This is a genomic window from Caballeronia sp. KNU42, assembly GCF_053760385.1.
In genome coordinates, this window is the sequence record NZ_CM132390.1 from 876,179 (window position 1) to 890,959 (window position 14,781).

At 60.3% G+C, this 14,781-nt stretch carries 11 protein-coding genes; 1 reads left to right on the forward strand and 10 read right to left on the reverse strand.

What is annotated here, in order from left to right; translation table 11 throughout:
* Positions 1-33 precede the first annotated feature (33 nt).
* The 10 genes from ACSOSP_RS35200 to ACSOSP_RS35245 form a co-directional block, all read right to left on the reverse strand.
* The gene (locus ACSOSP_RS35200; protein ID WP_455315254.1) at positions 34-897 is read right to left on the reverse strand and encodes a glycine betaine ABC transporter substrate-binding protein; all 864 of its coding nucleotides are present in this window, start codon (positions 895-897) and stop codon (positions 34-36) included.
* Positions 898-1,039: 142 nt separating this feature from the next.
* Entirely contained in the window at positions 1,040-2,245 is a 1,206-nt protein-coding gene (locus ACSOSP_RS35205; protein ID WP_455315255.1) for an FAD-binding oxidoreductase, read from the reverse strand.
* A gap of 42 nt (positions 2,246-2,287) precedes the next feature.
* Positions 2,288-3,586: an aromatic ring-hydroxylating oxygenase subunit alpha gene (locus tag ACSOSP_RS35210; RefSeq protein ID WP_455315256.1), complete on the reverse strand. Its 1,299-nt coding sequence runs from the start codon at positions 3,584-3,586 to the stop codon at positions 2,288-2,290.
* 74 nt (positions 3,587-3,660) lie between these two features.
* Positions 3,661-4,467 carry an electron transfer flavoprotein subunit beta/FixA family protein gene (locus tag ACSOSP_RS35215; RefSeq protein WP_455315257.1) on the reverse strand — a complete coding sequence of 269 codons (807 nt, stop codon included), beginning with the start codon at positions 4,465-4,467 and terminating at the stop codon, positions 3,661-3,663.
* Complete coding sequence (locus ACSOSP_RS35220) at positions 4,464-5,651, reverse strand: electron transfer flavoprotein subunit alpha/FixB family protein (RefSeq protein ID WP_455315258.1); 1,188 nt, start codon at positions 5,649-5,651, stop codon at positions 4,464-4,466. Before ACSOSP_RS35220 ends, ACSOSP_RS35215 begins: the two co-directional genes overlap by 4 nt.
* A gap of 3 nt (positions 5,652-5,654) precedes the next feature.
* Complete coding sequence (locus ACSOSP_RS35225; RefSeq protein ID WP_455315259.1) at positions 5,655-7,574, reverse strand: (Fe-S)-binding protein; 1,920 nt, start codon at positions 7,572-7,574, stop codon at positions 5,655-5,657.
* 2 nt (positions 7,575-7,576) lie between these two features.
* A complete protein-coding gene (locus ACSOSP_RS35230; RefSeq protein ID WP_455315260.1) occupies positions 7,577-9,640 on the reverse strand; it encodes an oxidoreductase in 2,064 nt (687 codons plus the stop codon).
* A gap of 49 nt (positions 9,641-9,689) precedes the next feature.
* Complete coding sequence (locus tag ACSOSP_RS35235) at positions 9,690-10,226, reverse strand: DUF5943 domain-containing protein (protein ID WP_031356879.1); 537 nt, start codon at positions 10,224-10,226, stop codon at positions 9,690-9,692.
* Positions 10,227-10,260: 34 nt separating this feature from the next.
* Positions 10,261-11,232 (reverse strand): dipeptidase, encoded by a 972-nt coding sequence (locus ACSOSP_RS35240; protein ID WP_299716374.1) that lies wholly within the window; start codon positions 11,230-11,232, stop codon positions 10,261-10,263.
* Positions 11,233-11,246: 14 nt separating this feature from the next.
* The gene (locus ACSOSP_RS35245) at positions 11,247-12,536 is read right to left on the reverse strand and encodes a serine hydroxymethyltransferase (protein ID WP_455315261.1); all 1,290 of its coding nucleotides are present in this window, start codon (positions 12,534-12,536) and stop codon (positions 11,247-11,249) included.
* Between the two features lie 454 nt (positions 12,537-12,990).
* Here ACSOSP_RS35245 and ACSOSP_RS35250 point away from each other — a divergent pair, with 454 nt between their 5' ends.
* The gene (locus ACSOSP_RS35250; protein WP_455315262.1) at positions 12,991-14,007 is read left to right on the forward strand and encodes a GlxA family transcriptional regulator; all 1,017 of its coding nucleotides are present in this window, start codon (positions 12,991-12,993) and stop codon (positions 14,005-14,007) included.
* Positions 14,008-14,781: the final 774 nt, after the last annotated feature.

The following is a 14,781-nucleotide window of genomic DNA, read 5'->3' on the forward strand; positions in this document are numbered from 1 at the left end:
GCGTTGTTTCGTTGAAGCTAAAGCTGGGAACCTTTAATTAGCAGTCCAGCTCGACACACGGTCGCCATGTGCGCTCACCCACGCATCCGCAGCAGCGGCCGGCTTCGCGCCGTTCGTGGTGGCCAGCATCACGCTGTCGATCTCGCCCGGTTTCCATTGGAACTTCTTCAGGAAAGCGACCACCGTAGGCGCCTTCTTTTCGAGCTCCGGATTCACCACGCTGTCCACATGCTCCGCTTCACCGAACACCTTCTTCGGATCTTCCAGGAATTTCAGCTTGTACTTCGCGAACATCCAGTGCGGTTTCCAGCCCGTCACAATGATCGGCTTCTTCGCGTTTTCCGAACGTGCCAGTTCCGCCGTCATTGCGCTGCCTGAACTCGGCATCAACGTGTAGTCCAGGCCGTATGCCTTGATCGCTTCGCTCGTCTTCGACATCACGCCGGCGCCGGCATCGATACCGACAATACGCCCGCCGAACTCCGACTTCTTCGCTTCGAGATCCGTCAGGCTCGTCACGTCCGCATCTTCCGGCACGATCAGGCCGATCTTCGCGTCAGGGAAGTTGGTGCCGAGATCGACGACCTTCGTCTTGAAGTTTTCCCAATACGCGCCGTGCGTGACCGGCAGCCACGCCGACAACGTAGCGTCGAGGTCACCGCGCGCCACGCCCTGCCACATCACGCCGGCCGCGACCGGCACGAGTTGCACGGGATAACCCAGCTTCTTCTCGATGACCTGAGCCGCCACGTTCGACGTCGCCACGCTGTCGTCCCAGCCTTCCACGTAGCCGATCTTGATGGTCGGCTTCGCATCGGCGGCAATCACGCCTGCGCTGGTTGCAGCCAGCGCAGCACTTAAGGTGCTTAAAACAAGCAGTTTCTTGATCAGTCTCATTGTCGTACTCCCCTTTGCGGTCCTCACCATTGAGGCTTAAGAATCACCGGCCAGAAAAGCGCCGACTGGTTTTTTTTCGACACCCAGTTGTCCGGATGCGACCTCGTTTTGTCCGGCTGTACCGCCAGTCCTGATGAATACCCTACTTATCGACAACAAGGTCCGTCAGCGGCTTGCTACAGCACAACAGAACCATGCCCTGATCGATCTCGCGCTGACGAATGCCGCCGTTATGCTTCATATCGACTTCGCCCGAAAGCAGCTTGACCTTGCAGGTGCCACACATGCCTTGCGTACACGATGCCGGCAAGCGCACGCCCGATTTCTTGGCCGCGTCCAGCACATGCTGCGCGCTGCCGCATTCGATCTCGCGATTGCTTTTGGCAAAACTTACCTTGAAGCTGGTTTCGACAGGTGCGGGTTCAGGCGCTGGATCAAAGCCGATCGCGTTTTCCCGCATCTCGCTGAATGTTTCTGTGGAATGCAAGGCATCGGCCACGTGCGCAGTCGTCAGTTGTGCCGCGACTTCGGCGATCGTCTCGAAGGAGAAGCTCTCCTCGTGATAATGCGTCGTGTCGAAGCCGCCTTCCGCAAGCAGATCACGCACTGCTTTCATGTACGGCGCCGGACCACAGGTAAAGATTTCCCGCTCCAGAAAATCTGGTGCGACAAGCTTAAGCAACGGAAGCGTGAGGAAGCCTGTTACGCCGGGCCAGTTCGTCCGCGCGCCGACTCTTTCGCACACGAAAGCCGTGCGGAAATTCGTCTGGTTCGACGCAATCAGATCGAGCTCGCGCGCGAAGATGATGTCGTCGGGTGTGCGTGCGCTGTGCATGAACACGATATCGCGATCCTCGCCGAGTTCGTGATGCGCACGGCTCATGGACATCAATGGCGTCACGCCCGATCCCGCCGATAAAAACAGGAACTTGCGCGCCGGATGCCGCGCGCAGGTGAATTCGCCGGCGGGTCCCAGCACGCGAACCTTGCCGCCCGTCTGGAGATTGTCGTGCAGCCAGTTCGACACCTTGCCGCCCGGCACGCGCTTCACCGTGATGGAAATGGTGTGAGGACGCGTAGGCGGCGAGGAAATCGTATAGCAGCGATTGATCGACTCGCCGTCTATCTCCAACTCCAGCGTGATGAACTGGCCGGGCTCGAAAACGAAGGTCCGCTCAACCGGCGCACGAAAGAAGAAGCTCTTTACGTCGTGCGTTTCCTGACGAACGTGGCAGCAGACGAGCGTTTCGTCAGTGTCGCTGTCCCAACGGGCGGGAAGCGTGCCCCAGAACTCGGGCTGGGTCACTCGGTTCGGGGCAGGCTCGAACGTCGCCTGATCGCGCATCATCTGTTTCTCCGCTAAAACTTTATGGGCGACGTTGAGTCTTGATCAGCGCTTAAACGACACGACTTTCTCGCCGTGATCGCTGACGCTTGCTTCATCCGGCGTGCTCGCGTAGTCGTCGAGCCGGCCGATATACCACTCGCAGAACTTCTCCACGAGGCCTTCCGTGAACGGCGAATACGGACCCGGCTCATACGCGCTGCTCGTCACGCCGAGTTGCGAGAATTCCACCAGCGCGCGGTCCTGGTCGTTGGTCGCGCGCCAGACGGCGGTGAGGTTATCGACGTTGTAGTCGATGCCTTCCTTCGCGTCCTTGTGCACGAGCCATTTAGTGCGAACCAGCGTCTCGCCGGCCGACAGCGGAATCACCGAGAAGCTCACAATATGATCGCTCATGAAGTGATGCCACGAATTCGGTTGCGTCCAGAACGAGAGGCCACCGAGATCGGCTTGCTGGAAACCGCCAAGCAATTTCTTCGATGCCACCTTGGCGTCCATCGTCTGCGATTCACCGCTGCGATCGAGCGGCAAACGTTGAGTGCGGAAACCACTCACAAGGTCAGACAGCCGGTCGATTTCCTTCGACGGCAGGTTCATCGCTTCCCACTGCGCCGTGCGTTCTTCAACGGTCCTCTCGAAGGCGGCCATCGCTTCTTCGTTGTCGGCGGAACGCTGATAACCAAAGCCGTATTCGTACAACGAGATGGTCAGTTCGGGATGGTTCGCGACGCAGTGATAGCACTCGCGGTTGTTCTCCATCGTGAGCTTCCAGTTGCCCTTTTCGATGATATCGATGGCGGCCGCCACCTTGCAGTCAGCGAGACCATGCGGCTTCAAATACGGTTCCATCGAAGCGCGCAATACGGCGAAATCTGCCGGCGGCGTTTCAGCGAGGCAGATGAAGATCAGGCCCGCGAGGTTTTCGACGTGGACCTTCTTGAGGCTGTGCTTGCACTTGTCGAACTGCTCGCCCATGTGCTCGGCGAACATCAGGTCACCGTTCAGGTTGTAGGTCCAGCTGTGATACGGGCACACGATATTGCCGAGCGAGCCCTTCTCCGAGCTGCACAGGCGCGCACCGCGATGCCGGCAGACGTTATGAAATGCCCGGATCTGCATGTCGTCGTCGCGCACGATCAGGATGGAGTCGTTGCCGAGCTCCACCGTCATGTAGTCGCCCGCTTCAGGCACGTCCGGTTCGACCGCGACCTGGATCCAGTGCCGCCGGAAGATCGCGTCCATGTCGAGCGCGTGGATTTCCTCGCTCGCGTAGAACGGCGCTTCAAGCGTGTGACCCTTCTTGCGGCGTTCGATCATTGCGCGAACGTCTGCGGAAACTTTCATCGTGTACTCCGTGTTTTGGTGCCCCGCCCGAGCTTGCATGTGCCCGAACCGTGCGGGAATTTTCGTGTCGCAAATCAGTAATCGACGAGTTGATGCTCGCGCAAATAGGCCAGGATCACTTGTGCTTTTTCGACGGAAGTCCCTTCAATTACGACGCTGCCGCCGCGGCTTTCCGTGGTCGTGGCCGAGAGCATGCGCGCATGGCCCGAACGCTTTTCGGCCGCCGCCAGCCGCACGGGTTTTGCCGTCGCGGGCTTGATCGACCAGGCGTTGCTCTCCGATGCGTTGGCGGCACTCACCAGCACGGGTTCGATCCTGCCTTCGCGCAGTTTCGCGTAGGCGTAACGCGGCGTGGCGTTGGCCATGGGATGTACCGCGACAAGCGCAGGCAAGCTTGCCCGCACGCGACGGCGCAAACCTTTCGGCAGGAATTGCCGGACGGTGACGTGCGCCGTTTCAGCGTCCGTTTCAATTCCTATGTCCACCGCCGATGCAAGCAGCGCGAAGCCCAAAGCGTCGGCGAGCTGGTAAGGCAGCATGCCGCTGTCTTCCGTGCCTTCCGCGCGCGTGCCGGTCAGCACGAGGTCGTAACCCTTCAAGCGTGCGGTTAGCGCCGGCGCAATTTCGTCGCCGACGGCCACCGCCAGCACTTCCACCTTTGCCGCGCCCAACGCGAGATATTCGCGCAATGCGGGATTGGTCGGCTCGCCTGCGTGCAACACGTCGAGCGTCGCGTGGTGTTGCGCGGCGAGCCGCGTTGCCAGCGTCAGCGCGGCGGCGTCGTTGCGGCTGTAGCGCGCAGTTCCACTCACCGGATGACGTCCGACCGAGACGAGGACGGCGATTTTGCTTACGCGCTTCGTGGTCGATGCGTGGCTCATGCGAGCGCTCCTTCCAGCTTTGCCCTGCTCGAGGCGTTGCCTCCGGACGATGTTAGCGAGCCCGGGTTGGCACGCGCGTGACGCGCGGCTGCGGCGGCGTCGGTCAACGCCGCGATCGTTTCCTGCGCGTCGCCGATGATCGTCAGGTTCGCGCGTTTCGCGATTGGCGCGCTCGCGTCCAGGTTCACCGCGATCACGTGACGACAATCCTTGATGCCCTGCAAGTGCTGCACCGCGCCGGAGATACCGAACGCAATGTAGATGCTCGCATCGACCGTCTTTCCCGTTGCGCCGATCTGCTTGTCTCGCGGGAACTTGCCATCGTCGACGGCTACCCGGCTTGCGCCAATTGCAGCGCCCACGGTGCTGGCGAGACGCTCGAACGCCGGGACATCCGTTACTCCATTACCCGCCGACACGATGAAATCAGCCTCTTCCAGCGCCACTTGCGCGGCATCGATTTCCTCGATGCCGAGATCTTTATAAGGACTCTTGTCTTGAAGGCTTGCAACGGCAAACTGCTCCGCCTCGACCCGCTCGCCAGCGCCGACGAACGGTAGCCTTACATCGACAGCATTCGGAGCAAGCAGAATCACATCGGGAAGCGAACGCACGGCAAACGCCTTGCGCGCCTGGCTATAAACCGACACATGCGCAGCGTCGATTTCGACCACATGCGCCGCCACCGATGCCTTCGCTTGAGCGGCATATCGGCGTCCGAGATCGCCGTCGCCGGTCGCGTTATCGGGGAGGAAAACATGGGCGGGCGAATATGCCGCGACGCACGTGGCAAGCGCGTCCAACGCGCTATCGGGTGTGAATGCACGACGGTCGAACGCCGGCATCTCGATCACCTTGTCGGCGCCGAGCGCAGCCGCGTCGTCCTTCAATTCGCCCAGCACGAGCAATACGACTTGCGTTGTCGAGTCCGCCAGTAACGCGGCGGCAGCGAGTGTTTGCCGCGCGTGGTCATCCAGCGAACCACGGTCGCTATGAGCGGCAACAAGCAATGAGCGTTGCGCAGTAGCCATCGTTCGGCGAGTCTTCGCCTGTTCACGATGCCCACCCAACGCAACAGCATTGACGTCCCCCGACGCGCCGACAAACCCCAGCGTAATGCGTTTTAGCCCTTCTGCCGTGATGGAAAATGGCCGGCGCGGATTAATTCGTTTGATGGTGTCCATTGCTTACTCCAGCGCCGCTGCAACAAGTTCAGCCACATCCAGCACTTCCGGCCGCGCACCAACGACGCCCTCCAGCATCGCCGTGCAGTTCGGGCAACCGACCGCGACGATCTCCGCATTGATCGCGCGAGCGTCGTTGATACGGATATCGGGAATACGCTGCTTGCCGGGGATGTCCGTGAGCGGCGCTCCGCCGCCACCGCCGCAGCATCGTCCGCGCATGCCGTTGCGCTCCATCTCGACCACCTTGATGCCGATCGACTTGAGCAGCTTGCGCGGCGCTTCCGTCTCGCCGTTATAGCGGCCGAGATAGCACGGGTCGTGATATGTGACGCTCTTACCGGCGGCAAGCGCGCTTTCAGCGGCGGGCGTGAGCTTACCGCTCGCGACGAGCTCCGCGATCAATGACGTGTGATGCTGCACTTCATACAGGCCGCCCAGCGCGCGATATTCGTTGCGCAGGCTATGCATCACATGCGGATCGGCGGTGACGATCTTCTTGAACGAATAATTGGAAAGGGTCGCGATGAGTTGCGTCGCCAGTTGCTGGAACGTGGCTTCATCGCCGAGACGACGGGCCGTGTCGCCGGTATCCGTCTCCACGCCGCCAAGCACTGCATAGTCCACGCCGGCCTTGTTCATCACTTTGACCAGAGCGCGCAACGAGCGCTGATAGCGCATATCGAAAGCACCTTCGCCTGCGATGAGCAGCACATCGACCGGTCGTCCCGGCTGCGCGACCTGCACTTGCAGATCCACCGCCCAGTCGTAACGCGCGCCGATATCGAAGCCGTTCGCGCTACCCGTCTCACGCAAGTTCGCCAACGTTTCGGGACCCTTGCCCGGCACGATGCCTTCGACCAGCGTCTGGTTACGCCGCATATCCACGATGGCGTCCACATGCTCGATCAGCATCGGGCACTCCTGAACGCACGCGCGGCAGGTGGTGCAGGACCAGATCGTATCGGCTTCGATCATCGTCGAGATCAGCGGCTTCGATGGTGCACCCGAATGCTTGCCGAGCGGGATGCCAGGCGTCGGGCTGCCTGCATACGCGGCGTCCGTGCCGCCGACCATCCCTGTCACCAGATCCTGGATCAGCTTCTTCGGGTTCAACGGCTGACCCGCTGCGAACGCCGGACAAGCCGCTTCGCACTTGCCGCATTGCACGCAGGCATCGAAGCTCAGCAATTGATTCCAACGAAACTCCACCGGCTTGCCGACGCCATATTCCTTTGCATCGAGCACGGGCATCTTGAGCGCGGTCGGCGGCACGACATCATGCTCGTGGCTGCGGCCGGTGAAGCGCTCTTGCCGGGGATGAAACGCGAGATGCAGCAAGCCGGCGAGCGCGTGTTTCATCGGACCACCGCGAGCGGCGCCGAAGGTCATCGTGAAAGCACCCACGGCAATCAGCAACGCGACGATGATGGCCAATGCGCCGGACATGGCCGCAGCGGGCAACGCGATGAACAGCACGATCCCGAGTGCGAACGAGCCCAGCAGCAACGGCAAGCTATCCCACGGCCCACGCGACAAACGCGCGGGCACGGCCTTCGCGCCATGCCGGCGACGCCACACGAACACCGCGCCGACCAGCATCACAAGCGCTGCCAGGAAGATCAGCTTGTCGAGCCACGGCGAATAGATTGCCAGCCCGTAGTTGAGGAACACCAGCGCCATGGCGGCAATCGCACCGCCGGCTGTTGCCACGTGCGTCTTGGCAATGTACGGATCGCGTGCGACCACATGGTGCAGATCGACGAAATAGCGCTTCGGGATCGACAGCAAATTGCCCCAGCCGTATGCACCGGCAGCCGTCGCGCGACCCTCGCGCCAATACGCGGCACGCTTGAACAGTGCGAATGCCAGACCCGCCACCGACAGCCACAACAACACGGTAATGACAAACACCGGGCTCATTATCAGAAGTCCTTGACGAGGCGCAGCGCGTCGTAGATCGCGCCGTGAATGTTGTGCATGGAGATGCAGTCGCCAACGCGGAACAGCAGGAAGCGGCCGTTGCCCAGTTCTTCACTCAGGGACGGTTGCGGCTCGGAGGCGAACAGTTTGTGCACATCGATCTGGCCGCGATTCAATGACTCCGGCTTCAGCTTCCAGTAGAGATCGTCGTTCGGCGTAATGCCGTTCTCGATCACCACCTGATCGACCGCACGTTCCTCCTGCTCCTCCGTGTACTCGTTGCGGATCACGGCGATCTTCTTGCCGTCTTCCTCATACACCTTGTCGAGCCAGTAGTTGGGCGTGGAGATCACGCCTTGCGCGTACAGACGTCGATAGAAAATCGGGAAGGTCGTGCCGCCCACATCGTCGGAAACCTTCACATCCGGTGTGACGATCTCGACGTTGCCACCCCGGCTCGCGATGAAGTCCGCCACGCCCGCGCCTGCGTGCGTGCTGACGCCGTCATAGACCAGCACGTTCTTGCCCGGCTCGACCTTGCCCGAGAGGATGTCCCACGAGCTCACGGCGAGACCATCCGCTACGCCCCACGCCGGCACTTGCTGCGTGAACGATGAACCGCCCGTTGCCAGCACGACGATATCCGGCTTTTCCGCCATGATCATCTTGTCATCGGCGGCGACTCCCAGACGGCGATCCACGCCGAGGCGCTTCGTTTCCATGTCGAACCAGCGCACGATGCCTGCCATCTGCTCGCGCTGCGGCGCCTTCGCCGCCAGCATGATCTGGCCACCGACATAATCGTTCTTCTCGAACAATACGACGTCATGCCCCCGCGATTTCGCGACGCGTGCGGCTTCGAGTCCCGCAGGACCCGCACCCACGACCACGACCTTACGCTTCGGCCCACGTGATTTTTCGATCACGTGCGGCATGGTTTCTTCGCGCGATGTCGCCGCGTTCTGCACACACAGCACATCAAGACCGTTGTACTGCCGGTCGATACAATAGTTCGCGCCCACGCACTGCTTGATCTCGTCTTCTCGGCCATCGCGGATCTTGATGACCATGTGCGGATCGGCGATCTGCGCGCGCGTCATGCCGACCAGATCGATCATGCCGGATTCCAGCAAGCGCTCGGCCTGCCCTGCGTCGCGAATACTTTGCGCATGCATCACGGGCAGCTTCACCACCGACTTGATGCCGGCCGCAAGATGCACGAACGGTTCGGGTGGCAACGCCATTGGCGGCATGCAGTTCGCTAGCGTGTTGTGCGTGTCGGCACCGGAACCAATCACGCCGATATAGTCGATAAGGCCCGACTCCGACATCGACTGTGCGATCTCTTTCAACTGCGTGTGATCGAGACCGTCCTCATGGAATTCGTCACCACACATGCGCAGGCCGACGCAGAAGTCGGGACCTACCGCTTCACGCACGGCCTTGAGCACTTCGTTACCAAAGCGAAGACGGTTTTCGAGCGAGCCGCCCCATTCATCGGTACGAAAATTCGTGCGCGGGCTCCAGAACTGGTCGATCAGATGCTGGTGAGCCGCCGAGATTTCGACACCATCCATGCCCGCATCTTTCACGCGCTTGGCAGCCGCGGCGAAGTCGGAAATGATGCGCTTGATTTCTTCCACTTCAATGATCTTCGCGTTGCCACGATGCACCGGTTCGCGCACGCCGGACGGTGACATAAGATGCGGCCAGTGCTCGCCGTGATACGCGGTGCGACGGCCCATGTGGGTCGCCTGGATCATGATCTTCGCGCCGTGCTTGTGCATGGCTTCGGCCAGGCGCGAGAGAGGATCGATGACTTTGTCGGTCGCCAGATTCACCGACTTCCACCATCCTTGCGGACTATCGATGGACACCGGGCTCGAGCCGCCGCATACGGCCAGTCCCACACCGCCCTTGGCCTTTTCTTCGTAATAACGGATATACCGGTCACCGGGCAAACCACCCGGCTCCGCGTAGACCTCCGCGTGCGCGGTGCTGACAATGCGGTTGCGCAAGGTCAGCTTGTTCAGCGTAAGAGGCTTGAAAAGGTTGGGGTAACGCATCGCGGTCGACCTCGGATTTATCTATGTACTACGCTGCTTTATTACTCGTTCACGCGGCCAGCGGCGTCACTTCGAACACGCAATGCGAATGACCTTCGGCCGCGCATTGCGTCTCGACTGAAAATGACTTCGGGCCTTTCTTCGTGCCTTCCGGTGCGGTGTCGTTGACCCAGTCCATCGCGCCCGAGAACCAGCCGGCAAACATGTAGCAAAGCTTGCCCTCCTTGCCCGGTTGCGCCAGCACGAACGACGAGTTACGCAGATGCACGGTTGCGGTTGACGCAGCCGGATCGCTTTTCTCGATCGAGAACAAACCCCAGCCGCGTTGCGACAAGCGCTTCAGGTAATGTTCGAACACGGCCATGCCGCTAATGCCATGTTGCTTCGCTTCTTTATCGCACCAGTGATACGCGGACTTGTGGCCTGCGGTATAGAGGCTCTTCGCGTACACATCGCGGCCGAGCGCTTCTTCAACCGCCAGATGGTTGTTCGTGAAGAAGTGGCGTGGCACATACAGCATGGGCAGCGAGTCGGTCGTCCAGACACCGGTTTCCGGATCGACGTCAATAGGCAGTTGCGGTTGCATCGTGTGGGTTCCTTTTTTTATCGGGTGAGCCGGCTCAGACGTTCCAGACGCTGTCGAACACGCGCACCCAGTTCTCGCCCATGATCTTCTTGATGCGCGACTCGCCCCAGCCGGCACGTTCCATCGCGGCGGTCAGGTTCGGGAATTCGCCAATCGTTCGGATACCTTCTGGATTCACGACCTTGCCGAAGTTCGTCAGTTGACGATAACGGCCCTTGTCGTGCGTGATCCAGTCGAAGAATTCCGTGCTGTAGCCTTGCGTGAAGTCCGTGCCAATACCCACGTTGTCTTCGCCAATCAGGTCGACCACGTATTCAATGGCTTCGAGATAATCTTCGACCGTCGCATCCGGGCCGCGCTTGAGGAACGGCGCGAACATGGTCACGCCGACAAAGCCGCCTGCGTCGACAATTTCCTTAAGCTGCTCATCGCTCTTGTTGCGCGGATGCTCCTTAAGGCCGGACGGGCAGCAATGCGAATAACACACCGGCTTCTTCGAGAAGGCGATAGCTTCCGAAGAGGTCGTGCCGCCCACATGCGACAAGTCGACCATGATGCCCACGCGATTCATTTCCTGGATCACTTCGCGACCGAAACCGGAAAGACCGCCATCGCGCTCGTAGCAACCGGTACCGACCAGGTTCTGCGTGTTGTAGCAAAGCTGCACGACGTTCACGCCAAGCTGCTTGAATGTTTCGATGTAGCCCAGGTTGTCTTCAAACGCGTGCGCGTTCTGGAAACCAAAAATGATGCCCGTCTTGTTCTCTTTCTTTGCGCGGCGAATGTCGTCCGTCGTGCGCACGAGCGTGAGGATGTCGCTGTGCTCGCGGATCATCTGACGCATTTCAGCAATGTTGTCGACGGTCTTCTGGAAGCTCTCCCAGACCGACACGGTGCAATTCACCGCGGTTACGCCGCCCTTTCTCATGTCCTCGAATACCGACGGCTCGAACTTCGAAATGTTCAGGCCGTCGATGATGATGCTGCTGTCGTGAAGTGTGCTCATCTCTTGCTCCGGATTCAATAAATAGGGAAGCGTTCGCACAGCGCGAAGATTTCGCGGCGCACGCGGTGCTCGGTGTCGGCGTGACCTTCGGGGTGGTCGCGCAGCGCGTCGAACACTTCCACGATCAGGCGGCCGATGTCACGGAACTCTGCCACGCCAAAACCACGCGTGGTGCCGGCGGGCGTACCGAGACGCACACCCGAGGTGACCGTGGGCTTTTCCGGATCGAACGGGATGCCATTCTTGTTGCAGGTGATGCCGGCGCGTTCCAGCGCATGCTCGACCTGATTGCCCTTCAAGCCCTTCGGACGCAGATCAACGAGCAGCAAGTGGTTGTCGGTGCCGCCAGTCACGAGATCGACGCCGCCGGCCTTCAGCACTTCGCCCAGCGCCTTCGCGTTGGCCAGCACGTTATCGATGTAAGTCTTGAAACCGGGCTGCAGCGCTTCACCGAAGGCGACGGCCTTACCAGCGATCACATGCATCAGCGGACCGCCCTGGAGGCCCGGGAACACCGCAGAATTGATCTTCTTGGCGATGTCTTCGTCATTGGTCAGTACAAAACCGCCGCGTGGGCCGCGCAGTGTCTTGTGCGTCGTGGACGTCACCACATGCGCATGCTCGACCGGGTTTTGATGACGCCCTGCCGCGATCACGCCGGCAATGTGCGCCATGTCGACCATCAGCTTCGAACCGGCCTTGTCAGCAATGGCACGCAAGCGCGCAAAGTCCAGCTCGCGCGGATAAGCCGAGAAACCCGCAATCAGCAACGTCGGCTTGTGCTGCAGAGCAAGTTCTTCGATCTGCTCGTAATCGATCAGCATGGTCTCGCGGTTCACGCCGTACTGGATCGCGTTGAACCACTTGCCGGACATGGCCGGCTTGGCGCCGTGCGTCAGGTGGCCGCCTGCATCGAGCGACATGCCGAGGACGGTGTCGCCCGGTTTCGTCAGCGCGAGCATCACGGCGCCATTCGCTTGCGCGCCGGAATGCGGCTGCACGTTGGCGAACTGCGCGTTGAAGATCTGCTTCACGCGATCGATCGCAAGGGTTTCGATTTCATCGACGAATTCGCAGCCGCCGTAATAACGCTTACCCGGATAACCTTCCGCATATTTGTTGGTCAGCACCGAACCCTGAGCCTCAAGAACGGCACGCGAGACAATGTTCTCCGATGCAATCAGTTCGATCTGCGACTGCTGGCGTTCCAGCTCCTTCAGGATTGCGCTGCGTACTGGCGCGTCGCGGGTGGCAAGCGGTTCTTCGAAGAACGGGGCGGCGGGGCGAGTCGGGGAATTTGACATTGAAGCATCCGTGGGTTCGGGGACAAGTCGTTTTTTGAAAGACGGTTTGCTTCATGGATTTGCTTCATGAGCCAACCTGCAAAGGCGCTTGAAACCACGCTGCGAACCGCTTTCCGATGCGTCTATTCTTGACTTTCACCCCACGCGCCAATTTATGAATTTAGACGTGTTCTTGGCCTTTTCCGACATTCGCGTCCGTTTTACACAAGTCGCCAGATACCGGTCCGGCATGCCATTTCCATGCTGCACCGCAGCGGACAATTCTCGCTCGCGTGCGGTGCTCAACGAGGTCTCGATCCCCTTCGCGGTGCGTCGCCAGGCGCTTACGCCACCGTAAGCTTCAATGCAGATAGGGTTTAGCCTGATGGCATGCATGTTGCAAAGATCTCCAAAATGTCCGTAGTCGTGTCCCCACGACACAGCCACACCCTAGATTCGAAGGATTCCCTCCTCCATGTCCCCCGACCGAACCGCGTCGCTCGCGCATTTCGCGTTCATGCCGCTGCCTAATTTCACGATGATCGCGTTCACCAACGCTATCGAAGTGCTGCGCATGGCGAACTATCTGACCGGGCAAAAGCTGTACACGTGGTCGATCGTGAGCCCGGACGGTGGTCCCGTGGCGGCAAGCAATGGCCTCTCCGTCGATACCGGACCAGTCGAGTGCGTGGGACAACCGGACATTGTGTTCGTGGTCGGTGGCATCGATGTCCAGCGCGAAACCACGCCTGCGCACCTGGCTGCGTTGCGCCGTTTTGCGCGGCTGGGCAGCGTGCTCGGCAGTCTCTGCACCGGCACCTATGCCCTTGCGCGTGCCGGTTTGCTCGCCGGTTATGCGTGCGCGATTCACTGGGAGAACATGTCGGCGCTGAAAGAGGAATTTCCGGAAACACGCTTTCTCAAAGAGCTATTCGTGATCGACCGGGACCGCGTCACGTGCACGGGCGGCGTCGCGCCGCTCGACATGATGCTGAACCTGATCGCCACGCGCGTGGGATCGGCGAAGGTCACGCAGATTGCAGAACAGTTCATCGTGGAGCACGTTCGCGATACCAGCGCGCAGCAACGCATGCCGCTGGTCGCGCGGCTGGGCTCGGCGAACAAGTCGCTGTTCGAAGTGATTTCGCTGATGGAGAACAACATAGAAGAGCCGTTGTCGCGCGAAGAACTCGCGCGGCTGGCGGGGATGTCGCAGCGGCAATTGCAGCGGCTGTTCCGCGAGCACCTTGGCATGACGCCTACGCATTACTACCTGACGCTGCGGCTGCGCCGCGCGCGTGAATTGCTGCTGCAGACCGATATGTCGATCATGCACATCACCATGGCTTGCGGCTTTCAATCGGCCTGCCATTTCAGCAAGAGCTATCGCGATTCATTCGGCACGGCGCCCACGCGAGAACGCCGTCGCCAGTTGCCGCCGCTTGCCGTGGTTGCCGCTCCTTCGTTGGCGATTGCTCAAAACGCCGCTTAGGTGGTTTTCGTTCGCACTCGGGGATGGTGGCTGGGGTTTAGAGTTGGCGGTCGGGGTTGATGCCGGGTTGCTAGGTTCCTGCGTTAGCGGTCGGGGTCATTGCCGGGTTGCTGCTTTCGGCCTTAGTGGTCTGCTTGCGTTGGCTCATTTCTTTACCACTATTAGCCACTGCGCGTGGCGGCGCGTCATTTCTTTGTCCAAAGCGACAAAGAAACGAAGCAAAGAAAGCGCTTTCAAAACGCGGGCTCATAAGTTGACCCAGCGTGCAGTTCCTGCGTTTTTGGCACCCCAAAAGCACGGTGCTCGCAAGAGCGGCGGATGTGTGAAACCCTCCTTCTCCGAACACCGATACCCACACGCTTCGCCACCAGTGACTGAACCTGCCCAAGGAACACCCCGCGCTATCCGCGTAAAACCACCCACCAAATTTGTACGCACGTCGAACCACGTCGCCAACCCACCTCAAAGCGAGGCCGCGAACATGCGAGGCCGTACCCAACGAATGTGACCCCCGCAACCACGCTGACCAAGCAGGTAAACCGCGACGAGCCGTAGTAGCAGATACGCGTGGGGCCGCGCGGGTTTTCTTGGCAAGGGTGCTTGCCCGAGAGCGTGCGGGGCGAAGCGTGTGCGTGTAAGAATTCGCGAGAAGGAGGGGTTCACACATCCGTAGCTCTTGCGAGCACCGTGCTTTTGGGGTGCCAAAAACGTGGAAACTGCACGCTAGGTCAACTTACGTGCCCTCGTTTTGAAAGCGCTTTCTTTGCTTCGTTT

What these genes read in the sequence shown, in the direction of transcription:
- ACSOSP_RS35200 (WP_455315254.1), bottom strand. Translation starts at nt 897, where the DNA reads ATGAGACTGATCAAGAAACTGCTTGTTTTAAGCACCTTAAGTGCTGCG.
- ACSOSP_RS35205 (WP_455315255.1), bottom strand. Translation starts at nt 2,245, where the DNA reads ATGATGCGCGATCAGGCGACGTTCGAGCCTGCCCCGAACCGAGTGACC.
- ACSOSP_RS35210 (WP_455315256.1), bottom strand. Translation starts at nt 3,586, where the DNA reads ATGAAAGTTTCCGCAGACGTTCGCGCAATGATCGAACGCCGCAAGAAG.
- ACSOSP_RS35215 (WP_455315257.1), bottom strand. Translation starts at nt 4,467, where the DNA reads ATGAGCCACGCATCGACCACGAAGCGCGTAAGCAAAATCGCCGTCCTC.
- ACSOSP_RS35220 (WP_455315258.1), bottom strand. Translation starts at nt 5,651, where the DNA reads ATGGACACCATCAAACGAATTAATCCGCGCCGGCCATTTTCCATCACG.
- ACSOSP_RS35225 (WP_455315259.1), bottom strand. Translation starts at nt 7,574, where the DNA reads ATGAGCCCGGTGTTTGTCATTACCGTGTTGTTGTGGCTGTCGGTGGCG.
- ACSOSP_RS35230 (WP_455315260.1), bottom strand. Translation starts at nt 9,640, where the DNA reads ATGCGTTACCCCAACCTTTTCAAGCCTCTTACGCTGAACAAGCTGACC.
- ACSOSP_RS35235 (WP_031356879.1), bottom strand. Translation starts at nt 10,226, where the DNA reads ATGCAACCGCAACTGCCTATTGACGTCGATCCGGAAACCGGTGTCTGG.
- ACSOSP_RS35240 (WP_299716374.1), bottom strand. Translation starts at nt 11,232, where the DNA reads ATGAGCACACTTCACGACAGCAGCATCATCATCGACGGCCTGAACATT.
- ACSOSP_RS35245 (WP_455315261.1), bottom strand. Translation starts at nt 12,536, where the DNA reads ATGTCAAATTCCCCGACTCGCCCCGCCGCCCCGTTCTTCGAAGAACCG.
- ACSOSP_RS35250 (WP_455315262.1), top strand. Translation starts at nt 12,991, where the DNA reads ATGTCCCCCGACCGAACCGCGTCGCTCGCGCATTTCGCGTTCATGCCG.